The 25,531-nt window shown below is 70.4% G+C and carries 12 protein-coding genes and 1 pseudogene; 8 read left to right on the top strand and 5 right to left on the bottom strand.

All coding sequences use genetic code 11. The annotated features are described in order from the left end of the window. Positions 1–104 precede the first annotated feature (104 nt). From AC07DS_RS13960 to AC07DS_RS13975, 4 genes are all read left to right on the top strand, one after another. Positions 105–2,489: an ATP-binding cassette domain-containing protein gene (locus AC07DS_RS13960; protein WP_479145017.1), complete on the top strand. Its 2,385-nt coding sequence runs from the start codon at positions 105–107 to the stop codon at positions 2,487–2,489. 429 nt (positions 2,490–2,918) lie between these two features. Next, positions 2,919–4,340, top strand: coding sequence for a phytoene desaturase family protein (locus AC07DS_RS13965; RefSeq protein WP_479145019.1), 1,422 nt, complete (start codon positions 2,919–2,921; stop codon positions 4,338–4,340). Positions 4,341–4,429: 89 nt separating this feature from the next. Continuing rightward, positions 4,430–4,927 (top strand): EVE domain-containing protein, encoded by a 498-nt coding sequence (locus AC07DS_RS13970; protein WP_479145021.1) that lies wholly within the window; start codon positions 4,430–4,432, stop codon positions 4,925–4,927. Between the two features lie 416 nt (positions 4,928–5,343). Continuing rightward, positions 5,344–7,011 carry a glycosyltransferase family 2 protein gene (locus AC07DS_RS13975; protein ID WP_479145023.1) on the top strand — a complete coding sequence of 556 codons (1,668 nt, stop codon included), beginning with the start codon at positions 5,344–5,346 and terminating at the stop codon, positions 7,009–7,011. Between the two features lie 99 nt (positions 7,012–7,110). Here AC07DS_RS13975 and AC07DS_RS13980 read toward each other — a convergent pair whose 3' ends face one another. Further along, complete coding sequence (locus AC07DS_RS13980) at positions 7,111–8,148, bottom strand: glycoside hydrolase family 5 protein (protein ID WP_479145025.1); 1,038 nt, start codon at positions 8,146–8,148, stop codon at positions 7,111–7,113. A 308-nt stretch (positions 8,149–8,456) separates the two neighbouring features. On the opposite strand from AC07DS_RS13980, the gene AC07DS_RS13985 reads away from it, so the two are divergent. Then, positions 8,457–17,960 (top strand): amino acid adenylation domain-containing protein, encoded by a 9,504-nt coding sequence (locus AC07DS_RS13985; RefSeq protein ID WP_479145027.1) that lies wholly within the window; start codon positions 8,457–8,459, stop codon positions 17,958–17,960. Continuing rightward, complete coding sequence (locus AC07DS_RS13990; protein ID WP_479145029.1) at positions 17,961–18,953, top strand: class I SAM-dependent methyltransferase; 993 nt, start codon at positions 17,961–17,963, stop codon at positions 18,951–18,953. A 105-nt stretch (positions 18,954–19,058) separates the two neighbouring features. Here AC07DS_RS13990 and AC07DS_RS13995 read toward each other — a convergent pair whose 3' ends face one another. After that, the gene (locus AC07DS_RS13995; RefSeq protein ID WP_479145031.1) at positions 19,059–19,910 is read right to left on the bottom strand and encodes an NmrA/HSCARG family protein; all 852 of its coding nucleotides are present in this window, start codon (positions 19,908–19,910) and stop codon (positions 19,059–19,061) included. Between the two features lie 150 nt (positions 19,911–20,060). After that, positions 20,061–21,008 (bottom strand): agmatine deiminase family protein, encoded by a 948-nt coding sequence (locus AC07DS_RS14000; RefSeq protein ID WP_479145300.1) that lies wholly within the window; start codon positions 21,006–21,008, stop codon positions 20,061–20,063. Between AC07DS_RS14000 and AC07DS_RS14005 the strand changes: the two are divergent. Together AC07DS_RS14005 and AC07DS_RS14010 are read left to right on the top strand one after the other, a co-directional pair. Further along, positions 21,000–21,074: pseudogene (locus AC07DS_RS14005) on the top strand (ABC transporter ATP-binding protein); the annotation flags it as partial. The gene AC07DS_RS14000 and the pseudogene AC07DS_RS14005 sit on opposite strands and share 9 nt — an antisense overlap. Positions 21,075–21,258: 184 nt before the next feature. Continuing rightward, positions 21,259–22,218 (top strand): agmatine deiminase family protein, encoded by a 960-nt coding sequence (locus AC07DS_RS14010; RefSeq protein WP_479145033.1) that lies wholly within the window; start codon positions 21,259–21,261, stop codon positions 22,216–22,218. A gap of 109 nt (positions 22,219–22,327) precedes the next feature. Here the strand turns inward: AC07DS_RS14010 and AC07DS_RS14015 are convergent, their stop codons facing one another. After that, entirely contained in the window at positions 22,328–23,548 is a 1,221-nt protein-coding gene (locus AC07DS_RS14015; protein WP_479145034.1) for a metallophosphoesterase, read from the bottom strand. Positions 23,549–23,953: 405 nt separating this feature from the next. After that, positions 23,954–25,477, bottom strand: coding sequence for an acetaldehyde dehydrogenase ExaC (exaC, locus tag AC07DS_RS14020; protein ID WP_479145036.1), 1,524 nt, complete (start codon positions 25,475–25,477; stop codon positions 23,954–23,956). Positions 25,478–25,531: the final 54 nt, after the last annotated feature.

Raw genomic sequence — 25,531 nt, forward strand, 5'->3', positions numbered from 1 at the left:
GCAGGAAAATCGGACGTTGCGCTCGAAGCCGGTCGGATCCGGCCAGGCGGCACCGGTGGAGACCGTGAAGGCGGGCCCGCCCGAGGGACGGAGTGACGAGAAGCATGACCAAGAGGACGGACACGCAGTCGCCTGCGCCGCACGTTGCCGACAGCCACGAACTGATCCGCGTGCACGGCGCACGTGAGAACAACCTCAAGGACATCACCGTCGAGATACCCAAGCGCCGGCTGACCGTCTTCACCGGCGTCAGCGGCTCGGGCAAGAGCTCCCTGGTGTTCGACACGATCGCCGCCGAGTCGCAGCGGCTGATCAACGAGACCTACAGCACCTTCGTGCAGGGCTTCATGCCCACGCTGGCCCGCCCCGACGTCGACGTCCTGGAAGGGCTGACGACCGCGATCATCGTCGACCAGCAGCGGATGGGCTCCGACTCCCGCTCCATGGTCGGCACCGCCACCGACGCCAACGCGATGCTGCGCATCCTCTTCAGCCGGCTCGGGCAGCCGCACATCGGCTCGTCCCGGGCGTTCTCCTTCAACATCCCCTCGATCAGCGGCGCGGGCGCTGTCACGGTCGAGCGCGGCGGCAAGACCGTCAAGGAGCGGCGCAGCTTCAGCATCACCGGCGGCATGTGCCCGCGCTGCGAGGGCCGGGGCACGGTCACCGACATCGACCTGACCCAGCTGTACGACGACGGCAAGTCGCTCAGCGAGGGTGCGCTGACGATCCCCGGCTACAGCATGGACGGCTGGTACGGCCGTATCTTCAAAGGCTGCGGCTTCTTCGACCCGGACAAGCCGATCCGCAGGTTCACCAAGAAGGAGCTGCACGACCTCCTGCACAAGGAGCCCACCAAGATCAAGGTCGAGGGCATCAACCTGACGTACGAGGGTCTGATCCCCAAGATCCAGAAGTCGATGCTGTCCAAGGACGTCGACTCGCTGCAGCCGCACATCCGCGCCTTCGTCGAGCGGGCGATGACGTTCACCACCTGCCCCGACTGCGACGGCACCCGGCTCAGCGAGGGAGCCCGGTCCTCGAAGATCGAGGGGATCAGCATCGCCGACGCCTGCACGATGCAGATCAGCGACCTGGCGGCATGGGTCCGTGGTCTCGACGAACCCTCGGTCAAGCCGCTGCTGACGGCGCTGGGGGAGACCCTGGACTCGTTCGTGCAGATCGGCCTCGGCTACCTCTCGCTGGACCGGCCTTCGGGCACGCTGTCGGGCGGCGAGGCCCAGCGCGTCAAGATGATCCGCCACCTCGGCTCCTCGCTCACCGACGTCACCTACGTCTTCGACGAGCCCACGACGGGCCTGCACCCCCATGACATCCAGCGGATGAACAACCTGCTGCTGAGCCTGCGGGACAAGGGCAACACCGTGCTCGTCGTGGAGCACAAGCCCGAGGTGATCGCGATCGCCGACCACGTCGTCGACCTCGGCCCCGGCGCCGGTACGGCGGGCGGCACCGTCTGCTTCGAGGGCACCGTCGAGGGACTGCGGGCCGGCGGCACCGTCACCGGCCGCCACTTCGACGACCGGGCCGCCGTCAAGGACACGGTGCGCGGGGCCACCGGCACGCTGCAGATCCGCGGCGCGCGGGCGAACAACCTGCAGGACGTCGACGTCGACATCCCGCTCGGGGTGCTGACGGTCATCACCGGCGTCGCCGGCTCCGGCAAGAGCTCGCTCGTGCACGGGTCGATCCCGGCCACCGAGGGTGTCGTGTCGGTCGACCAGGGCGCGATCCGCGGCTCGCGGCGCAGCAACCCGGCGACGTACACCGGACTCCTCGACCCGATCCGCAAGGCGTTCGCCAAGGCCAACGGCGTCAAGCCGGCTCTGTTCAGCGCCAACTCCGAGGGAGCCTGCCCCACCTGCAAGGGCGCCGGCGTCATCTACACCGACCTGGCGATCATGGCCGGCATCGCCACCACCTGCGAGGAGTGCGAAGGACGGCGGTTCGACGCCTCGGTGCTCGAGTACCGCCTCGGCGACCGGGACATAAGCGAGGTGCTGGCGATGCCGGTGACCGAGGCCGCCGAGTTCTTCGCGGACGGCGAGGCCCGTACGCCGGCGGCGCACCGCATCCTCGGCCGGCTCGCCGACGTCGGCCTCGGCTACCTCACCCTCGGCCAGCCGCTGACGACCCTCTCCGGCGGCGAACGGCAGCGGCTCAAGCTGGCCACCCACATGGCCGAGAAGGGCGGTGTCTACGTCCTCGACGAGCCGACCACCGGCCTCCACCTCGCCGACGTCGAGCAACTCCTGGGCCTCCTCGACCGGTTGGTCGACTCCGGCAAGTCGGTCGTCGTCATCGAGCACCACCAGGCGGTCATGGCGCACGCCGACTGGATCATCGACCTCGGCCCCGGAGCAGGCCACGACGGCGGCCGGATCGTCTTCGAGGGCACCCCGGCCGACCTCGTCGCGGCCCGCTCCACCCTTACCGGCGAACACCTCGCGGCCTACGTCGGAGCCTGACCGTGCACCCCGGGGCTTCGGGCTGTCCGTGGCGGGTACCGGCGGAGCGCTGGGCGCGCCCTCGACGGTCCGCCGCCCCTGGCCCCGGCGACATGGACACCTACGATGTCCGCGACGGAGAGACCGTGGCCCGCGCCGTCCTCGGACGAAGCTTCGGCGCCGGCCATCTGCACGAGAGCAGCTGCTGCGCGCGGTCCAGGAGCGCTGCCACCACGAACCGGGCGAGCTGCGTGTGATCGTTTCCCAAGTCCCAGCCGATGCGGCGGCAGTGCCGGCACTGCCGCCCGTGGACGGCCACGGGGCCGATCGAGGAGGGCTGTGCGACCGTCACTCACATGACGGTCCGGAGGCCCCGGCCTGCCGAGCACGAGCCGGCCGTCCGCGTACGCCGGCACAGCGCGGCGGCGACTCCCGCACCGGTGGCGGCTCATGAGCGAGGCGATCGTGGTCGGCGCCGGCCCGAACGGGCTGGCCGCCGCCGTCACCCTGGCCCGGCACGGGCTGCGGGTCACCGTCCTGGAGGCCGCCGACGAAATCGGCGGCGGCACGCGCAGCGGCGAGGCCGTCCTGCCCGGACTGCTGCACGACCACTGCTCCGCGGTGCATCCCATGGCGGTCGGCTCGCCGTTCCTGCGCGAGCTGGACCTGGGCCGCTACGGCCTTCGGTGGCGGCTGCCGGACATCGACTGCGCGCATCCGCTCGACGGCGGGTCGGCCGGCGTCCTGTACCGCTCCGTCAGCGACACCGCGGCCGCGCTGGGCCGCGACGGAGCGCGATGGCGGCGGCTGTTCGACGGACCCTCCGCCGCCTTCGACATCCTGGCGGAGGACGTCATGGGTCCGCTGCTCCGGGTGCCGCGGCACCCGGTCCGGCTCGCCCGGTTCGGGCTGCCGGCCCTGCTCCCCGCCGCGGCACTGGCCCGCACGTTCGCCACGCAGGAGGCCCGCGCACTGTTCGGCGGAGTGGCGGCCCACGCCTTCCAGCCGCTGCACCACCCGATGAGCTCCAGCATCGGCCTCGGCATCCTGACCGCCGGGCACCGGCACGGCTGGGCTGTCGCGGAGGGCGGCTCCCGCGCCATCACCGACGCCCTCGCGGCCCTGCTGGCAGATCTCGGCGGCAAGATCGAGACCGGGGTGCGGGTCCGGTCGGCCACGGACCTCCCGCCCGCCGACGTGACCATGTTCGATCTCGCGCCCGGGGCGGTGGCCGACATCCTCGGCGACCGCCTGCCGTCGCGCGTCGCCCGCGCCTACCGGCGGTTCCGGCACGGCCCGGGCGCCTTCAAGGTGGACTTCGCGGTCGAGGGCGGTGTGCCCTGGTCCGCCCTGCCGGCGCGCCGGGCGGGCACGGTGCACGTCGGCGGCCCCTTCTCCGAAGTGGCCTTCACGGAACGGGAGATCACCGCCGGACGGATGCCCGAGCGGCCGTTCGTCCTGGTGGGCCAGCAGTACCTGGCCGACCCGCAGCGCTCCGTCGGTGACGTGCACCCCGTCTGGACCTACGCGCATGTGCCGCACAGCTACGACGGCGACGCCACCGAGGCGATCATCGCCCAGATCGAGCGGTTCGCCCCCGGGTTCCGGGACCGCGTGATCGGCATGAGTACCCGCCCCACCTCAGCGTTCCCCGCCCACAACCCGAACTACGTCGGCGGTGACATCCTCACCGGCGCCAAGAACATCCCCCAACTCCTCTTCGGCCCCCGCCTCGGCCTCGATCCGTACGCCACCGGGCTCCCCGGCCACTACCTCTGCTCGGCGGCGACCCCGCCGGGCCCCGGGGCGCACGGCATGTGCGGCCATCACGCCGCCGTACGCGCCATGAGCGACGGCATCGGCCATGCATGACGCCATCGCCAAAACATGACGCTCCATGTCAGGTATTGCCCTGAGACTGGGCTCCTCCGAACGGCAGTCCCACGGCTTCAGGAGGGCCCATGAACAGCCACCCGACGCTCTTCTCCACCGAAGGCGAAGACCTCTCGCGCAACGCGTCCGGCTCGCCCGAGCGGGCCTGGCTCGGCGTGGTGTCCGCCGAGCACGCCCGGCATGCGAGCAGGCACGGCTGGATCCAGCTCAATCACGGCGACCGCCGCAATCTCGCCCGGATGCGCCGGGGCGACGGGTTCGTCTTCTACTCGCCCACCGAGCGCATGGGCGACAGGGCGCGACTGCGCGCCTTCACGGCGCTCGGAGTCATCGCCGACGACGAGCCCCATCTCGCCGACGAGGTCATGAACATGGGCGCCAGAGGGACCGTACGGCCATGGCGCCGAACCGTCGACTTCGAGGACGTGCACGCCGCCGACCTGCGCACCGTCGCCGCCGACCTGCTCCTGACCCAGCAGCCGAACTGGGGATACGGGCTGCGCTTCGGCCTGGTTCCGCTGGCCGTCGAGGACTTCGAGCTGCTCCGCGTCGCGATGGGGCGATGAGGGCGAGGGTACGAAGGACCCCCTACGGCGGCCCGGGCCTGTCCGACGGCCTGACCGGTCTGTCCGGTGGCCACCCTGGTGAGTAGCAGCATCCGGCAGGGTTCGCAGCGCAGCCCGGCGGCCGAGCCCCCTACGGTAACCCGATCGGCGCTGTCCCGGCCCGCTGATGCGCGGTCGTCGAGACGGCACCGGAGGTCACCGCCTGACCCGTCGGCTACGGCCGGCGGACGCAAAAGGCCTGTTGAGAAGCAGTCCTGGCCGAAGGCTCGTGCAGCACCTGCGCCCCTTTGGCGGTTGCCCGGCCGCCCCGCATCCTTCCTTCGAGCGACTCGTGCAGCAATCGGCCCATCCGAACGCGATCCTCGTGCCCGGGCTGGCTACAGCAAGGACGTGACCAAGACTTCAAGGAAAATCGGATGAGTCTCGATTCACCTGAGACCATCGCGAGCCAGATCCCGCCGACGGTCGCCCGGCAGACAGCTCCTCGGTCCGGGCAGACCGGCAACCACGTACTCCCGGAACCCCCGGACGACAAGGAGAAGTACTCCTACGTCCGTCGTCACCTCTGGGTGCTCACGACCGCCTCGCTCGTGAGCATGGGCTGTCTCGTCTACAGCCAGTTCAGACTGCTCCACTCCTCGCTCTGGCTGATCGTCCTGCTGCCGTGTCTGGGCTTCACGGTCCTGTACTACGTCACCTCGATGCGGGTGAACGCCTTCACCGCCGACTTCGACCTGGAGGCCCACCGCCGGCTCGTCCAGGGCTGGCGCCCGAAGGCACACCCGACGGTCGCGGTCTTCCTGCCCGTGTGCGGTGAGCCCGTGGAGGTACTGGAGAACACCTGGACGCACGTGCGCCGGCTCGCCGACCGCTACCCCGGCAGGGCCACCCCGTACGTGCTCGACGACTCCGCGAACCCGGAACTCGCCGCCCTGGCCGAGAGGTTCGGCTTCGTCTACGGGAGCCGGCCCAACCGTGGCTGGTTCAAGAAGGCCGGCAACCTGCACTACGGGCTGGGCATCTCCGACGAGGAGTACATCCTCATCCTCGACGCCGACTTCGCCCCCCGGGCGGACCTTCTGGAGGAACTGCTGCCCTACCTGGAGCACGACCCGGAGGTCGGCATCGTCCAGTCACCGCAGTACTTCCGAGTGCTCGGCCGGCAGACGTGGATCGAGCGCGGTGCGGGTTCCGTCCAGGAGCTGTTCTACCGGGTGGTCCAGGTGTCCCGTCAGCGGCACGGCGGCGCCATCTGCGTGGGGAGCTGCGCCGTGTACCGGCGCAAGGCGCTCGAGGCCAACGGCGGTACCACGCTGATCGAGCACTCGGAGGACGTGCACACGGGCTTCGACCTGCGTCGCCTCGGCTGGAGCCTGCGCTATGTGCCGATCCCCCTCGCCACCGGCAACTGCCCCGACAACGTGAGCGCGTTCTACCACCAGCAGTACCGTTGGTGCTCCGGATCCATGAGCCTGCTGGGAAGCAGGAAGTTCTGGGACACCAAGCTCCGGCTCACCACCCGGCTCTGCTACGTCTCCGGCTTCTTCTACTACCTCCACACGGCACTGTTCACCTTCGTGGCGCCGCTGATCCCGGTGGTCCTGCTGGTGGCCATGCCCGAGAAGCTCAGGGCCGAGAACGCGCTGCTGGTCCTGCCCAGCGTCGTCTACACGGTGCTGATCTTCCCGTGGTGGCACCGCTGCCGCTACCGGCTCGAAGCCTGGGCCGTGCGCCTGTTGTACGGCTGGGCGCACCTGTTCGCCATCTGGGACATCGTGCGCGGCAGGCGCCAGTCCTGGCGGCCCACCGGCTCGGCGGCCGCGGGCCGGTCCACGAACCGGCGTTTCTGGATCGGTGTCTGGGTCTGGAACGGCGGCACGGCTGTCGTGTGGGTGAGCGCCGCGCTCTGGCGGACCGTCACCCTGTACCCGCCGGACTTCTGCCTGGTGCTGGCATCCGGCCTGTTCTACGCCGTGATCGTCGGCCGTGTCCTCGTCCCGCCGCGGACCGTCACCGCGGCGCGTGTGCCCGTCATCGCGCCGAGGAAGCTGATGGAACCCGCGAAGAGTGCCGGAGGAGTGTGAAACGAGGGTCTCGGGGGAGCGTGCGACACGAAGAGGTCTGTGGAGCCCGGATCCGGGCCCCACGGACCTCTCGTCGTCACCCCGGCGGGGACGGTGGCCTCAGCCTCTGATCCGTTCCCGGATCCAGGCGCCGTTCGAGGTGAGGGAGCCGGAGCGGGAGAAGGTCCCTGCTTTGCAGGTGCCCTGCTTGAAGACCGAGTGTTCCCGGTCGTTGTCGGACAGGCTCCAGTTCGTCCAACCGATCTTGTCCTTCGCCATGAGATCGACCCACTTCTGTGCCATGACGTGGTCGCTGCCGTACCCCGTCCAGGACGCGATACCCCACTCGGTGACGAAAACCGGGACCTTGGTCGCGGCACGGTGCAGGATTTCCATGTACCCCTCGGCAGCTACTCGCGCGTAGAAGTGAAAGGTGTACATGATGTTCTTCGCGGCCACGGGATCATTGACGACCGTTCGCTCGTCGGAACCCTCGGAGGCGCTGAACGTGGACCAGCCGGGCGTCGGAACGAGGATCACGCCGGCGGGGTCCTGGGAGCGGATCACGGGAATGAGCTTTTCCGCGTAACTCTTGATGGTCGGCCAGCTCACATTGTGCGGCTCGTTGGCGAGCTCGTAGATCACATTGGGCCGCTTCTTGTTCCGCTCCGCGATGTCCTTGAAGAACTTCTTCGCGTTCTCGAGGTCCGCATAGGGATCACCCGGGTTGAGCATGTGCCAGTCCACGATGACGTACATGCCACGGGCGCTCGCCCGGTCGATCAGCCGGTTCACCAGGTCGGTGAAGCGCTTCGGATCGGCCTCGTAACCGCCCTGGCGCGCATACGTCGCGACCCGCAGGACGCTCGCCTTCCAGTCGTGCGCCAGTACGTCCAGGGCGCGGTCGGTCAGACAGTGGGCGAACCACTGCGTGCCGTGCGAACTCATGCCGCGCAGCTGGACCGGCTTGCCGGACGCGGAGCACAGGTGCGTGCCGCAGACGCGGACCTTGCCGTACGCCTGGACCGGAGTCCTGGGTCCGGCGGCCGGCCGGACCTCCGCTCCGTGCGCCGTGGTCGCGGTCAGCAGGCCGAGCGTCGCCGCTATGGCCAGTGCGCTTCGGGTGACCCAACGGCTGCGAGAAGGTAGTGAGCGCACCTGTGCCTCCGGTTCCTGGGGATCTTCCTGCACAGCACACTTGACGAAATGGACGCGGTAAGTGACGCAGCGTCGGCACGCTTCGTCCGAGGGACGGAGAATTTCACTCCCCTGGGCCACGGCCGCCCCGTCACCGGGTGTGGAGCTCTGGTCAGGCCTACCGGTTCCGTACCGCAATCTCTGACCGACTTCTTTCACCTCGGTGGCCAATCACCCGAGTCGGATCAACGATTGGGCTCGATGAGTGCCCCGTTGATCTGGACACCGCGTTTGCAGTTGCGCAGAGTGATCGAAAGGTGAACGAGGAAATGATTCCCCTGTCGTACGCGCAGCGCCGCATCTGGTTCATCACCCGCTTCGAGGGTCCTTCCTCGACGTACAACATCCCGCTGCTCCTGCGGTTCCACGGAAGCCTCGACACGGCCGCGTTACGCGCCGCGTTCCAGGATGTGATGGCGCGCCACGAGGTCCTTCGGACGGTCTTCGGAGAACTGGATGGCGAGCCGTTCCAGCGCGTCCTCGACCCGGCCGAGGTCGAGCTGCCCTGGAAGGACTGGGGGCGGGTCGCCCCCGACCGGGTGCCCGGTGTGATCTCCTCGGTCACGAGCGGCTGGTTCGACCTGTCGGCCGACGTGCCGCTGCGGGGGAGCCTCGTCCAGAGCGGTGACGAAGAGTTCCTGCTGGTGCTGGTGATCCATCACATCGCCGGTGACGGCGCGTCGTTGGCGCCCCTGGCACGGGACGTGTCCGTGGCGTACCGCGCGCGGGTGGCCGGCCGTGCGCCGGAATGGACCGAGCTGCCGGTGCAGTACGCGGACTACACGCTGTGGCAGCGGGAGGAACTGGGGGACCTGGCAGACCCGGAGAGCCTCCTGTCGGTCCAGGCGGCGTACTGGCGTGAGGAACTCGCCGGGGTGTCGAAGCCGCTGCCGCTGCCGTTGGACCGGCCCCGGCCCGAGGTGGCGAGCCATCGGGGCGGATCGGTCGAGATCGGCCTCTCTGCCGAGACCCGGACGCGGGTCGAGGCGATGGCCCGCGCCCACGGCGCGACGGTCTCGATGGTGTTCCAGGCCGCGCTGACCGTGTTGCTGCACCGGATGGGCAGCGGCGCCGACGTGACGGTCGGATCGCCGATCGCGGGCCGCACCGACGAGGCGCTCGACGATCTCGTCGGGTTCTTCGTCAACTCCTGGGTGCTGCGGGTCCGGTTGTCGACGGAGGTGTCGTTCGAGCGGGTACTGGAACAGGTACGGCAGAAGGCACTCGCGGCGTACGAGAACCAGGACGTCCCGTTCGAGAGACTGCTCGAGTTGCTGCGGCCGGAGCGGTCGGCCGCGCACCACCCGCTGTTCCAGGTGGTGCTGGCGTGGCAGAACAACCAGCCGCCGGAACTGGACATGCCCGGTCTGACGGTGTCGATGGAACCCATCCCCACCGGCACGGCGAAGTTCGACCTGTTCTTCAACCTCGCGCCGGACGAGTCCGACGGGTCGGTGACGGGGGAGATCGAGTACGCCACCGACCTCTTCGACCGCTCGACGGTGGAGCGGATCGCGGCGCGGTTCGTACGCGTGGTGGAGCAGGTGGTCGCCGACCCCGGGATCACCGTCGGCGCCGTCGACGTGCCCGCCGTCACCGAGCGGGAGCACTCCACCGCGGCCGCACCGCGCGAGGCCGCGGGCCGCCCGCTCGACGCGGACGAGCGCCACAGGATCCTTGTGGAGTGGAACGACACGGCCCGCGACTTCCCGTGCCCGGGTCCGCTCCATCTGCTGTTCGAGGAGCAGACCGCCCGAAGGCCCGACGCGATCGCGGTGCGCTGGGCCGGCGGAACCATGACCTATGGCGAGTTGAACGAGCGCGCGAACCGTATCGCCTGGGACCTCAAGGAGCGCGGCGTCGGCCCGGAGACCGTGGTCGGCATCGGGGTCCGTCGCGGCCCGGCCATGATCGCCGCCGTGTTCGGCGTGCTCAAGGCCGGCGGCGCCTATCTGCCCCTGGAACCGTCGTTGCCGGCCGACCGCGTCGCCGGCATGCTCGCCGACACCGGAGCCCGTCTCGTGCTGTCCACCTCGGACACCGAACCCATGGCTCTCCCGGCCGGCGTCGAACTCGTCGAGGTGGCCGGTGAGCGGGAGACGCCGCTTCCCGTCGCCGAGGGCAACCCGGAGCCGGTCACCGGGCCGGACAACACCGCGTACGTCGTCTTCACCTCCGGCAGCACCGGAAAGCCCAAGGGCGTAGTGGTCACCCATCGCCCCGTCCACAACCTGATCAACTGGTGTTATCGCACCTTCGACTTCGGTCCCGACGACGTGGCCCTGTGCGTCACCTCGCTCGGCTTCGACCTCTCCGTCTTCGACATCTTCGGTCTTCTCGGCTGCGGCGGTGGGCTGTACGTCGCCGACGAGGCCGAGCAGCGCGACCCCGAAGTACTGCTCGACCTGCTGCTCACCGAGCCGATCACCTTCTGGGACTCGGTGCCGACCACCCTCAACCAGCTTCCTCCCCTGCTGTCCCGGCAGGACGAGTGGGAGGGAACCCGCGAACTGCGCCTGGTGTTCCTCTCCGGTGACTACACGCCGTTGTCGCTGCCGGACGAGGTCCGGGGGGTGTTCCGGAACGCGGAGATCATCAGTCTGGGCGGGGCCACCGAGGCGACGGTGTGGTCGAACTACTTCCGGGTGCGGGAGATCGATCCGGACTGGCGGAGCATTCCGTACGGCCGGCCCATCGACAACGCGCGGTACTACATTCTCGACGAGGACATGGAGCCGTGCCCGGTCGGTGTCGAGGGGGATCTCTACATCGGTGGGGACTGTCTGTGTGTCGGCTATGCCAATCGTCCGGATCTGACCGCGGAGCGTTTCGTCCGTGATCCGTTCGGCGGGCGGGACGGGGACCGGCTCTACCGGACGGGTGACCGGGCCTGTTTCTTCCCGGACGGCAACATCTGCTTTCTGGGCCGTGCGGACAATCAGGTCAAGCTGCGTGGGTTCCGTATCGAGCCGGGCGAGATCGAGCACACCCTGGCCCGTCATCCGGCCGTGCGTCAGGCCATTGTCACCGCCCGCGAGGACCAGCCGGGTGATCTGCGTCTGGTCGCCTATGTCGTCGCCGACCCGGAGGCGGTGGACGTCGCGGGTGGGGCGGACGAGCAGGTCGAAGAGTGGCAGGAGGTCTACGACCACGCCTATCTGGGTGTCGGCGACCGCGAGTTCGGCGAGGACTTCGTCGGCTGGAACAGTTCGTACACCGGTGAGCCGATCCCGTTGGAGCAGATGCGTGCGTGGCGGGACGCGGCGGTGGACCGGGTTCTGTGCTGGTCGCCGCAGCGTGTCCTTGAACTCGGTGTCGGTTCGGGTCTTCTGCTCGCGCGGATCGCGGGCCGGGTGGAGGAGTACTGGGCGACCGATTTCTCGTCGCGGGTGATCGGGCGGTTGCGGGAGCAGGTGACGCGGGCCGGTCTGGCGGACCGGGTCCGGCTGCGGTGCCAGGCCGCCAACGACCTGTCGGGGCTTGCGCGTGGCCGGTTCGACACGGTGGTGCTCAACTCGGTCGTGCAGTACTTCCCCAACGTCGAGTACCTGCAGCAGGTTCTTGACGGGGCGTGGGACCTGCTGGCGCCGGGTGGCCGGATCGTCCTCGGTGACATCCGGCGAGCGCGCTCGCTGCCGGTGCTGCAGACGGGTGTCCAGCGGGTGAAGCATCCGGATGCGGCACCGGCCGTGCTGCGCAGCGCGGTGGAGCAGGCCGTGCTCCTGGAGAAGGAACTCGTGGTCGACCCCGACTGGTTCCTGCGCTGGGCCGACCGTGCGGGGGGCGTCGCTGTCGACGTCCGGGTCAAGGACGGCAGCGCGCACAACGAGCTGACCCGGCACCGCTACGAGGTGGTGCTGCACAAGCCGGGTACTGCCGATCCGCTGCCCCTGGACACCGTTCCCACCGTCGCGTGGGACAGCGACCTCGACCACCTCGCCGACCGGGTGGACAGCCGGGACGAATCAGTCGTACGGATCACCGGCGTTCCGAACGCGCGCCTGACCGAGGAGGTCGCGGCGGCACGTGAACTGGTCCTGGGGGAGCCAGGCGCGACGGCGGCACCGCCGCTCGACCCGTCCGCGCTCCCCGCGTGGGCCGAGCGGCACGGGTGGGACGCGGTGGTGACGTGGTCGGCGGACGCGGTCGACCAGGTGGACGTGCTCGTCTTCCGGGACGGCCCCGTGGCGGGCCGGATCCTGACCGGGACGTATCTCCCCGGGCGGGTGGACCGGGTGCCGGTCAACGATCCCGTGGTCGCGAGTGCCATCACCGCGCTGCTGCCCACGCTGCGCGCGTACCTGCGGGAGACCCTGCCCGAGTACATGGTGCCGGCGGCGATCGTGCCGATCGGCAGCGTGCCGCTGACGGACAACGGCAAGCCGGACCGACGCGCGCTGCCCGTGCCCGACTACTCGGCCGGCAGCAGCGGCCGGCCCCCGTCCACACGGGAGGAGGAGTCACTGTGCGCGCTCTTCGCCGCGGTGCTCGGACTCGACCGGGTCGGCGTCGACGACAACTTCTTCACCGTGGGCGGCCATTCACTGCTCGCGACCAAGCTGGTCAGCCGCATCCGCGCCGTGCACGGCGTGGAGATCCCGATCCGGCTGGTCTTCCAGGCCCCCACGGTGGCGGAGCTGGCGGAACACCTGACGACCGCGAACACCGGCCGACCTCCACTGGTCCCCCAGGCAAGGCCGGAGCGGCTGCCGGTCTCCTTCGCGCAGCAGCGGCTGTGGTTCATCCACCGGTTCGAGGGGCCTTCGGCGACGTACAACGTCTCCCTGGCACTGCGGATGCGCGGTGACTTCGACGCGGTTGCCCTTCGTGGAGCCCTGCGCGATGTCGTCGTGCGGCACGAGTCGTTGCGTACCGTCTTCGGCGAGGATGCCGGGCAGCCGTACCAGCAGGTCCTCCCGCCCACCGCGATCCAGGTGCCCTGGGAGGAGCGCGAGGTCACGGAGGCCGAACTCCCCGATGCCCTGAGGGAGGCGGCGCGGCTGCCGTTCGACCTGGCGGCCGAGATCCCGATCCGTGCGTGGTTGTTCCGGATCAGTGAGCTGGAGTCGGTGTTCCTGATCGGCGCGCACCACATCGCGTCCGACGGCTGGTCGGCCCGTCCGCTGGCGAACGACCTCATCACCGCCTACGAGGCCCGTCGGGACGGCCGGACGCCGGAGTGGGAGCCCCTTCCGGTGCAGTACGCGGACTACACCCTGTGGCAGCGGAACCTGCTCGGGGACAGCGACACCCCGGACAGTCTCTACCGGCGACAGCTGGACTACTGGACGAACCACCTGGCCGGGCTGCCGGAGGCCATCGAGCTGCCTGCCGACCGGCCACGGCCCGCTGTGGCGTCGTTCGAGGGCGACGTGATTCCGATCGAACTCGACGAGGGGCTGACCGAGGGCATCCGGAGGGTGGCCCGGGAGAACGGCGCCACCGTGTCGATGGTGCTGCAGGCGGGGCTCGCGGCGCTGTTCACCAGGCTGGGCGTGGGTACGGACGTGCCGATCGGTTCGCCGATCGCGGGCCGTACCGACGAGGCGCTGGGCGGGCTGGTCGGCTTCTTCGTCAACACCTGGGTGCTCCGGGCGGACACCTCAGGAAACCCCGGCTTCGCCGAACTCGTCGGCCGGGTGCGGGAGCGGAGCCTGGCCGCCTACGACCACCAGGACATTCCGTTCGAGCACCTGGTCGAGGTACTGAATCCGGTGCGCTCGACCGCGCACCACTCGCTCTTCCAGGTGCTCCTGGTGCTGCAGAACAACGCGGCAGCGGAGTTCACCCTGCCGGGCCTGAGCGTGACCGAGGAGCTGTTCAGCCCGGGTGTGGCGCATTTCGATCTGTCCATCAACCTCGGGGAACAGGGCGACGACGGAGCGCGGCCCCGGATCGAGGGCTTCGCCGAGTACGCGACCGAGCTGTTCGACGCCGGCACGATCACCACGATGCTCGACCGCTGGATCCACTTCCTGCGCCAGGTGGTGGCCGCTCCGGACACGCCCGTCGGGTCGGTGGACATCCTCGCGGGCAGTGAGCGCGCGACGCTGGACCGGTGGGGCGGTCGCGGCCGGGACGCCGGGTTCGAGGCCGGCACCGTCCACGAGCGCTTCTCCGCCACGGCCGCCGCGAACCCGGACGCGATCGCGCTGGTCTCCGCGGACGGCACGCACAGCTGGACCTACGCCGAACTGGACCGCTGGTCCAACCGCATCGCCCACCACCTCCGCGCGAAGGGCGCACAGCCGCACAGCCGCGTGGCGCTGGTGCTCGACCGCTCACCGCTGCTGGTCGCGGCCATCCTTGGGGTGCTGAAGACCGGCGCCGCCTACGTACCGGTCGACCCCACCCATCCGCCCGAGCGCATCGAGTTCATGCTCGCCGACCTCACTCCCACCGTCACCGTGGACGAGGGCCTGGCCGGCGAGGACCTCGACTGGTGCCCGGACTCACCGCCGGACATCGGCGTCGGGGAGCACACCACCGCCTACGTGATGTACACCTCCGGGTCCACCGGCCAGCCCAAGGGCGTCGAGGTGACCCACCGGAACGTCGTCGACCTCGCGCTCGACGACTGCTGGGCGGACGGGACGTACCGCCGTGTCCTGATCCATTCGGCGCACACGTTCGACGCGGCCACCTACGAGCTGTGGGTGCCGCTGCTGAACGGTGGCACCGCGGTGGTGGCGGCCGCCGGCCAGTTGGACACCGCGGTGCTGGCTGCCGTGATCGCCGAGCGCGGAATCACCGACGTGTGCCTGACCACGGGCCTGTTCGCCGTGATGGTGGAGCAGCACCCGGAGTGCTTCGCGGGCGTGTCCGAGGTGTGGGCGGGCGGTGAGGTCATGCCGCCCTCCGCGGTCCGCCGGGTTCTCGACGCCTGCCCGGACCTCACCGTGGTGAACGGGTACGGGCCGACGGAGACGACGGCCTTCGCCGCCCGGTACCGGCTGGCCTCGGCCGACGACTGCACCGACCCGGTGCCGATCGGCGGCCCCATGCAGGGCACCGTGCTGCATGTCCTGGACGAGCGCCTCCAGCCCGTGCCGCCCGGCGTGGTCGGGGAGCTGTACATCGCGGGCGCCGGCGTGGCCCGCGGGTACGCGGGCCGCCCGGGCCTGACCGGTGGCCGGTTCGTCGCCGACCCGTTCGGGCCGCCCGGGGCGCGCATGTACCGCACGGGTGACCTGGTGCGCTGGAGCTCCGCCGGGCACCTGGAATACGTCGGCCGGGTGGACGACCAGATCAAGATCCAGGGTTTCCGCGTGGAGCCGGGCGAGGTCGAGGCGGCACTGCGCAGGCGCGAGGGCGTGGCCCAGGCCGTCGTGGTCAGCCGCGAGGACCGGCTCGGTGAACGGCACCTCGTCGCCTACGTGGTGCCCGACGCGTCGGGGTCGTCCGACGACGAGGCCGACCGGCAGGTGGGGGAGTGGCGCGACATCTACGACTCCGTGTACGGCGGCACCGAGGTGGACCTGGGCGGACTCGGCGACGACTTCACCGGGTGGAACAGCTCCTACACCGGACGGGCCATCCCGCTGCCCGAGATGCGGGCCTGGCGGGATGCCATGGTGGGTCGCGTGCGCGCCCTGCGCCCGCGGCGAGTGCTGGAAATCGGCGTCGGCTCGGGTCTGCTGCTGGGACCGCTCGCGCCGGAAGTGACGGAGTACTGGGGCATCGACTTCTCCGCCCCCGTCGTCGAGCGACTGCGCGCCCAGGTCCGCGCCGACCGGCGGCTGGCGGACAAGGTGACCCTGCGCTGCGGGCCCGCCGACGAGGCGGGTGACCTTCCGGCGGCTCACTTCGACACGGTGATCCTCAACTCGGTCGTGTCGTACTTCCCGGACGCCGACTACCTCGCCCGGGTGCTCGACATCGCGCTGACCAGGCTGGCCCCGGGCGGCCGGATCGTCGTCGGTGACGTCCGCAACCACCGCACCCAGAAGGGATTCACCGCGGCCGTCCACCGATCGCGGCACCCGGACGACGGGGCCGCCGCCGTGCAGGCCGCGGTGTCCCGTGCGCTCGTGGACGAGAAGGAACTGGTCATCGATCCCGAGTACTTCACGCAGTGGGCCGGCGCGCATCCGGACGTGGTCGCCACCGACATCCGCCTCAAGCAGGGCAGCCACCACAACGAACTGACCCGCCACCGCTACGAGATCGTGCTGCACAAGGGGCCCAACCGGGCCCTGGACCTCGCGGACCTGCCGGTGGCGGCCTGGGGAAGCGACGTCCACCAGCTGTCCGACGTGGCCACCGCGCTCGCGCGGCACGGCCGGGTCCGCCTCACCCGTGTGCCGAACGCCAGGCTGGCCACCGAGGCCGGCGAGTGGGGCGGCCCGATCGACGACCGGGACACGCTCGACCCGGCCGAACTGGAGGCCTGGGGCACCGCACAGGGGCTCGCGGTGTACTGCACCTGGTCGCCGGAGTCGGCGGAGCACTTCGAGGCGGTACTGCTGCCCGAAGTCGACGCCCCCGTCTGCGACGGCGTCTACCGGCCGGCACCGACGCCGGCCGGGCGGCTCGTCAACGCGCCCGCGGTCTCCGGCCGTGCGTCCCGGCTTCCGTCGCACCTGCGCGACGAACTGACCCGCGAGCTGCCCGCGTTCATGGTGCCGAGCGAGATCATGCTCCTCGACCGGCTGCCGCTCACCAAGAACGGGAAGGTGGACCGCGCCGCACTGCCCGACCCCGACCCGACCGGCGGTGAGTACCGCGCCCCGCGCACTCCGCGCGAGGAGGCACTGGCCGGACTCTTCGCCGAAGTGCTGGGGCTGGACCGGATCGGGATCGACGACGACTTCTTCGCCTGCGGCGGCCACTCGCTGCGGCTGACCCGCCTGGTCTGGCAGATCCACGAGAAACTGGGCATGGAGGTGCCGATCCGGACGGTGTTCCAGTACCCCACGGTGGCCGAACTGGCGGAACAGCTGTCCGCGGACGCGGAGGTGACCTTCGAGGACCCGTTCGCCGCCCTCCTGCCGATCCGCACCGAGGGGGAGAAGTCCCCGCTGTGGTGGCTGCACCCGGGCGGCGGCCTGAGCTGGCCCTACCTCAGCTTCGGCCGGCACATCGACCGGGCCTGGCCGCTCTACGGCATCCAGGCGCGCGGCTTCGACGGGGTCACACCGCGGGCGGCCTCCATCGAGGACATGGTCAACGACTACGTGAACCAGGTGCAGGACGCCCAGCCGAGCGGGCCGTACTACCTGCTGGGCTGGTCCTTCGGCGGCACCCTGGCCCACGCGATGGCCGCGGAACTGCAGCGCCGCGGAGAGGAGGTGGCGCTGCTCGCGCTGCTGGACTCGGCACCCGCCAGCCACTTCGCCGACCTCGAACTCCTGGATGAGGACATGGTGCGCATGTTCCTCGTCAACTACATGGGTCACCTCAAGGGGATGGAGGAGTACGAGTTCCTGGTCAGCACCGCTTCGGAGATCTTCATCGAGCACCTGGAGCAGATGCGGCGCTACACGTCGCCCAGGTACCGCGGCGACGTGGTCTTCTTCAACGCGCTCCTCGACCCGGAGACCCACGACAAGCGCCATCTGGACGCGGAGATGGACGTGCTGTGGCACGAGTACGTTGACGGTCACGTGCAGCGCTACGACGTCGCCTGCGCCCACAACGAGATGTACTGGCCACGTAACGCGGCGGAGATCAGCCGTGTCATCAACCGCGTGCTCCGGGAGGCCGCGAACGGACAGCCCGAGCGGGACGAAATTCCGACAGTGATCCGGCAACTACCGAAAGGAACACAGTAGATGACTGCGAACCAGATCCCGGCTCGTGAGACGGCAGCGGACGCGGCGGGAGCGGCAGCGCTGTTGGAGATCGGCGACCGGATCGGGGTGCTGCCGCACATCGACAAGGGCCAGCGGGTCGACGTCGAGCGGCTGGTGTCGGCCACCGGGCTGCCCAGGCAGGGCGTGGCGAACTACCTGGAGGCACTGACCTCGGCGGCGCTGGTCGTCGAGTCGGACGGGACGTACCAGGTGGCGGCGGACTTCGACCAGATCCTGTACGAGTCCGGCTATCTGTCCTGGGCGCTCAACGCGAACCGGCCGTTCGTGGAGAACGCGGTGGAGTTCCTCACCGACAACGTGTCCGCCGGGAAGCGGCACAGCCGCGACGGCCGCCAGGTCGCCGTCAGCTCGCAGTGGATGGGGTCGTTCGGCTTCTATCCCGTGGCGCTCAAGACCATCCTCGACGCCCGTCCCACGCACGTGGTCGACCTCGGTGCGGGCACCGCCCGGCTGCTCATCGAGATCATGCTGACCCTGAAGGACACCACGGCCGTGGCGCTCGACCTGGACGCCGAGGCGTGCCGGGAGGCCCAACTGGCGGCCGAGCGAGCGGGCGTGGCCGACCGGATCACCGTGTACGAGCGGTCGATCCAGTCGGTGGCCACCGACCCGACGCCGGTGAAGGACGCCGACGTGGTGCACGCCGGGTTCGTCTTCCACGACATGATGCCCGAGGAGGAGGACATCGCCGACCGGACCCTGGCCGCCTGCCGGGACGCGCTGCGGCCGGGCGGCATGATGGCGCTCACGGAGGCCGTGCCGTACGTGCCCGACCCGAGGGAGCGCCGGTTCAGCGCGATCGTGACGTACTACCACCAGCAGTTCATGCGCCGGCGCCTGCTCGACGAGCAGGAGTGGACCGACAAGCTGCTGGCGGCGGGCTTCTCCGACGTCCGGTGTCTGCCCCACCGGTTCCCCACGGGCCGGCTGTTCATCGCGAAGAAGCACTGATCATCGCGGAGAAGCACTGACCCCGCACCTGGCGGACCGCACCGCGCCGGTGGGAACCGGTGCGGCACGCCCGCCGTGAGATCCGGGGCGGCTGGGCCGGCCTGCTCAGCCGGCGGCCGTCCAGGTGTTGCGTGCCCAGTCCGCGAAGTCGGTCCAACGGATCTCCGGGTGAGCGGCCCGGAGCGCGCGGATGTCGACGCGGTAGCCCGGGCCGTTCAGGAACGTCCACATCGCGTGCATGTCCGGATTGCCGATGGCCGCGAGCGGTACGTACTCATGGCGGACCTCCCGTCCCAGCGCATCGCCGAGCGCGGCCGCCATCTGCGTCGGCGTGGGCGCGTCGCCCGCCAGCTCGATGCGCTGCCCGACGTATCGGGCGGGGTCGAGCAGCACTTCAGCGGCGAACGCGCCGAGGTCGGGCCGGGCCAGCTGCTGCAGCGGCCGGTCGGGCGGCAGCGGCAGATCGAGAACGCCGTCGAGGATGCGTTCCGCTCCACCGAGCGCGTTGTCGAAGAAGTACGTCGGCCCCAGGATCGTGTACGGCACGTCTCCCGTGGCCAGTTCCGCCTCGATGCGCGCCTTGCTCTCGAAGTGCGGTACCCCGCTGTCCTGGTCGGCCCCGGCGACCGAGCTGAACACGAGATGCGGGACGCGTTCCCGCGCCGCGGCGGCGAGGATGGCCCGCCCCTGCTCCACCTCCGCCTCGACACCGGCCTCGAAGGGTGTGGTGAACGCGAAGACACCGGCCACCCCCCGCATGGCCGCGGCGAGCGACCCGGGATCGCTCAGGGAGCCCGCGACCACGTCCACACCCTGGTCGGCCAGTTGCCGCGCGGCACTGCGGCCGGGATCGCGGACCAGCGCCCTGATCCGGGCCCCGCGGGCCAGCAGCGCATCGGTCACGGCACCGCCCTGACCACCGGTCGCTGCAAGCACCAGGACTGGTTCGTCGACCATCGAAGAACTCCTTTCCGAGTGGAAGGGGGGCGACGGCGGATCGGCAGCCGCCCCGGCGTTCATCATCCGCGCCGGACGACGGCGCACGGTGCCGACAGGCGGAAGCAGGGCACGGTGGAGGAGCCGGCCCGGACGTGAGCCCGGGCGCGGTCAGGCGGCGGGCTTGCCGGGCTGGTCGTGGGTGGAGCAGTGGATCCCGCCGCCGCCGGAGGCGATGGTGTCGATCTGCACCTGGACGATGTCCCGCTCGGGGAAGTGTTCCTGGAGGATGGCCCTCGCCCGGGCGTCCGCCTTCCGGTCGCCGAACCTGGGCAGGAAGACGGCGTCGTTGGCGATGTAGAAGTTGGCGTGGGTGGACACGAAGTCGTCGCCCCGGCCGGTGATCCTGTCAAGGTCGGGCTGCGGCAGGTCGATGATCTCGAAGCGTCGGCCCCGTGCGTCGGTCGCCTTGCCGAGCACCGAACGGGCCTGGTCGCAGGAGCGGGACCAGGAGTCCGGGGGAGTGCCGGGGAACGCCTGGTCGAGGAGGACCACGCCCGGTGCGGTGAACCGTACGAGGCTGTCCACGTGCGCGTCGGTGATGTCCTCGCCGCGGACGCCCGCCAGCCAGATCACCTTCTCCACACCGAGGGTCTTGATGAGCTCGTCCTCGATCCGGTCCCGGCTCTTCCCGCGGTTGCGGTTGTCGTTGACGATCGAGCTCTCGGTGATGAGGAGGGTGCCCTCGCCGTCGGTCTCGAAAGACCCGCCCTCGGCGACGAGTGGCGCCTGTGTGCGGGGGATGCCGTACTTGCCGAGCAGCCTGCGGCCCACCTGGGCGTCGTCGGTGTGCTCCTGTTTGTTGCCCCACCCGTTGAAGTTGAAGTCGACGCCGACGACCTCGCCGTCCTCCTCGACGAAGACGGGGACGGTGTCGCGGGCCCACAGGTCGTCGACCGGGAGCGGGATGACCTCGACCTGCGATCCGCACGCCCGCTGGGCCGCCGCCTGCTGCTGCTCGCCGACATCCGCGAACAGACCGCGATCGGCTACCTCTTCATCACCCACGACCTCGGCGTGGTCCGGTGCGTCACCGATGAGGTCCTCGTCATGCACCACGGCCGCGTCGTCGAGGCCGGCGCCACCGCCGAGGTGCTCGCCGCGCCGCAACACCCGTACACCCGGCTGCTCCTGGACTCCGTACCGCGCCCCGGCTGGAACCCGGACCGGATCGCGGCGGCCCGCAGTCGCCGTCGCCGGAGCGACCGCCGCCGGCGCCGCCCTCGCCGCGACGACCCAGGACAGGGCCCGCGCCGCCGCGGGCACCTTCCGGGTCCCGGCCGAGGACGTCCGCCACGCCCGCACCTGGATGGCCTGGCCGGACAGCACATCCATCTGGGCCGGCAAACTGAGCGGCGTCCAGGCGGACATCGCCCTGATCGCCCGTACCGTCGCCAAGTACGAATCGGTCGTCATGTGCGCCAACTCCGGCAGCGCCGCCCGGGCGCGCTCGCTGTGCGGCCCGTCGGTCACCGTCATCGACTCCGTCCCCGTCGACGACTGCTGGATGCGCGACACCGGCCCCGTCGTCCGCACCGACGGCTACGGCGGCCTCGACGCCGTCGGCCTCAACTTCAACGGCTGGGGCAACAAGCAGACCCACGCCAGGGACGCCCTCGTCGCCGAGCGGATCGCCTCCCACGTCGGCGTCCCGTTCACCTACGCCGACCTGGTCGGGGAAGGCGGCGCCATCGAACAGGACGGCGCCGGAACCCTGATGGCCACCCGAAGCAGTCTGGTGAACCGCAACCGCAACCCCGGAGTGTCCGAGCGCCAGGTGGAGACCGCGATGTGCGACGCCTACGGCGCCTCCAAGGTCATCTGGTTCGACGGCGTCTTTGGCCAGGACATCACCGACGACCACGTCGACGCCACGTCCCGCTTCCTCGCCCCCGGCGAGGCTCTCGTCCAGATGCCCCTCTCCACCGACACCGACGCCTTCGCCCGCGACGCCCGTCAGCAGTACGGCGTACTGTCCGCCTCGACGACCGCCACGGGCCGGGCCATGGACGTGATGCGCCTCCAGGGCCCGGACTACAACAAGATCCGCTCCACCGACCGGAACTTCCTGGCCTCCTACGCCAACTTCTACCTCTGCAACGGCGCCGTCATCAGCGCCCACTTCGGAGACACCACGGCGGACCAGGCTGCGAGGTCGACCCTGGCCCGCCTCTACCCGGACCGCGTCATCGAGCAGCTGAACATCGACCGCCTCGGCACGGGCGGCGGCGGCATCCACTGCGTCACCCAGCAGCAGCCCGCCGTGTGAGCAGGGGCGCCCGGAGAGGACGACGTCCTGTCCGGGCACCCGGCTCCACTCCCCTGGAAGAAGCCGAGCCCCTTCGGCGGGTACAGCGTTTGCGCCGGCCCGCCCCGTGCTACGGCGAGGTGGACAGGTGCGGGGAGCGGAGCACGAGCAGGGTGATCTCGCTGGGGGCGAAGACGCGGAACGGCGGGCCCCAGAAGCCGGTGCCGCGGCTGGTGTAGAGGAGGGTGCGGGTGCCGTGTCGGCTGAGGCCCGCGACGGCGGGCTGGTCGATGCGGACCAGGTGGTGGAAGGGCCAGATCTGGCCGCCGTGGGTGTGGCCGGAGAGCTGGAGGTCGATGCCCTGGGCTGCCGCCCGGTCGACGAACTTGGGCTGGTGTGCCAGGAGCAGGACGGGCAGGTCGGGGTCGGCGCCGTTCAAGGCTCCGGCGAGATGGGCGCCGTGGCCGGCCAGGCCGGAGGACTCGGCGGTGACGTCGTCCACGCCGGCGACCACAAGCGTGTCGCCTCCGCGTTCGAGCAGCAGATGGCGGTTGCGCAGCGGCTCCCAGCCCAGCTCGTCCATCAGGTCGACCCAGCCCTGGGCCTCGCTGTAGTACTCGTGGTTGCCGGTGACGTACACCCGGGCCCGGGTGGCCCGCACGGTACCGAGTGGGACGGCCTGGGCGCGGCGGCGTTCGGCCGTGCCGTCCGCGATGTCGCCGGTGTGGCAGACCAGGTCGGCCTCCAGAGCGTTCACCGTCTCGCACACCCGCTCCGACCAGCGGGCGCGATCGAGCGGGCCGTAGTGGGTGTCGGTGATGAGGACGACGCGGAGGCCGTCCAGCCCGGTACCCAGTCGCGGGAGCTGTACGTCGAGTCGGCGCACGCGTGGCACGCGACGGGCCTCGGCGTACCCCCAGGCGAGCAGTACGGCGGCCGCACCGAGGACGGCCCAGGTGACGACGCGGGCCCGGTCCTGACTCTCGCCGACGCCGGCCAAGGTCAGGCCGAGCCGCAGGAGGACGCCGAGCAGAACGGACCAGGTGAACAGGACCCAGCCGGTGCCCAGCAGGGTGTCACCGACGATCGCCGCCCGGTCCTGCTGGCGCCGGCCGTGGCCGCGCACCATGGCGAGTGGCATACCGATGAGGCCGAGGACGAACAGGGCGGTGCCGGCCAGCGTGACGGGCAGCGGCCAGTGCTGGCCGCTGTGCAGGAGCACCCAGCAGGGCACGGCCCACAGCAGGACGGGGGCGATCAGGGGGATGTAGCGCATCAGGCGGTGCAGTCGGCTCTGCCGCGGCGCTTGCGCCTCACCCTCGGCGGGCCGGGTGTTGCTGGTGTCGGTCACGCTTCCCTCCCTGACCAGGCTGCCGTCTCGCGCACCTTATCCGGTCGCCCTCGGGCGGGCCGGACCGGTATTCATGGGCGCGGGCCCTTGGGGCGAGGGGTTCTCTGCGGGATGGCAGGGCTCCACCGCGGACACCTCCCCTGGCATGAGCCGCGATCAGGGCGCACAGCGTGGTGCCTGACACCTTCTGAACCATCGCGGGCGCCTGCCCGGAAGGGGCATGGACGAGAGGCATGGACGAGGGGCGCGTGGCCGCGCGGTTTGTACAGGTGCAGCTTGGACCTGGCGGCCGGACCGGCCGTGCGGTGCGGCGAGGAACCCGGTGTCGTGTTGATTGCGGAGCGTAGCTCGGGTGTCGGAGTGCCTCGAGCGCAACGAAGCCTCCAGGCACCCGACTTCACTCCCCTAGAAGAAGCCGAGCCTCTTCGGCGAGTACGACACCAGCAGGTTCTTCGTCTGCTGGTAGTGCTCCAGCATCATCTTGTGCGTCTCGCGGCCGATGCCGGACTGCTTGTAACCGCCGAACGCGGCGTGCGCGGGGTAGGCGTGGTAGCAGTTCGTCCAGACCCGGCCCGCCTGGATCGCGCGGCCCGCACGGTACGCGGTGTTGATGTCCCGGGTCCACACGCCCGCGCCCAGGCCGTACAGCGTGTCGTTCGCGATCTTGATGGCGTCGTCGAAGTCGTCGAACGACGCCACCGAGACGACCGGCCCGAAGATCTCCTCCTGGAAGATCCGCATGCGGTTGTCACCCTCGAAGATGGTCGGCTGGACGTAGTAGCCGCCCTTCAACTCGCCGTCGTACTCCACGCGTTCGCCGCCGGTGAGCACTTTGGCGCCCTCCTGCCGGCCGATGTCCAGGTAGGAGAGGATCTTCTCCAGCTGGTCGTTGGAGGCCTGGGCGCCGATCATCGTGTCGGTGTCGAGAGGGTGCCCCGGCTTGATCTGCCGGGTACGGGCCACGGCCGCCTCGAGGAACTCCGCGTAGTTGCCGCGCTGGACGAGCGCCCGCGAGGGGCAGGTGCACACCTCGCCCTGGTTGAGCGCGAACATGGTGAAGCCTTCGAGCGCCTTGTCCCGGAAGTCGTCGTCGTGGGCCCACACGTCGTCGAAGAAGATGTTCGGGGACTTGCCGCCGAGCTCCAGGGTGACCGGCTTGATGTTCTCCGAGGCGTACTGCATGATCAGCCGCCCGGTCGTGGTCTCCCCGGTGAACGCCACCTTCGCCACCCGCGGGCTGGACGCCAGCGGCTTGCCCGCCTCCACGCCGAAGCCGTTGACGATGTTGACCACACCCGGCGGCAACAGGTCGGCGATCAGGCTCATCCAGTAGTGGATGGACGCCGGGGTCTGCTCGGCGGGCTTGAGGATGACGGCGTTGCCCGCGGCCAGCGCCGGCGCGAGTTTCCAGGCGGCCATCAGGATCGGGAAGTTCCACGGGATGATCTGCGCGACCACACCGAGCGGCTCGTGGAAGTGGTACGCGACCGTGTCGTCGTCGATCTCGCCGAGCGAGCCCTCCTGCGCCCGGATGGCGCCCGCGAAGTAGCGGAAGTGGTCGATCGCGAGCGGGATGTCGGCCGCCAGCGTCTCGCGCACCGGCTTGCCGTTCTCCCAGCTCTCGGCCACCGCGAGGGGTTCGAGGTAGGCCTCCATCCGGTCGGCGATCTTCAGCAGGATGTCGGCGCGCTCCGTCACCGACGTACGGCCCCATCCGGGCGCGGCCTCGTGCGCCGCGTCCAGCGCCCGCTCGACGTCCTCCGCGGTACCGCGCGCGATCTCGGTGAACGGCTGCCCGTTGACCGGCGACGGATTCTCGAAGTACTGCCCGCGCGACGGCGGCACGTACGCTCCGCCGATGAAGTGGTCGTAGCGCGCCTGGTAGGAGACGATCGCGCCCTCGGTGCCGGGCGCCGCGTAACGGGTCATGCTGGTCTGCCTCCCGGTGAAGGGCTGCCCGCCGTTGGGCAGCTCGCGGCGCGA

Source organism: Streptomyces sp. NPDC044064, assembly GCF_056434245.1.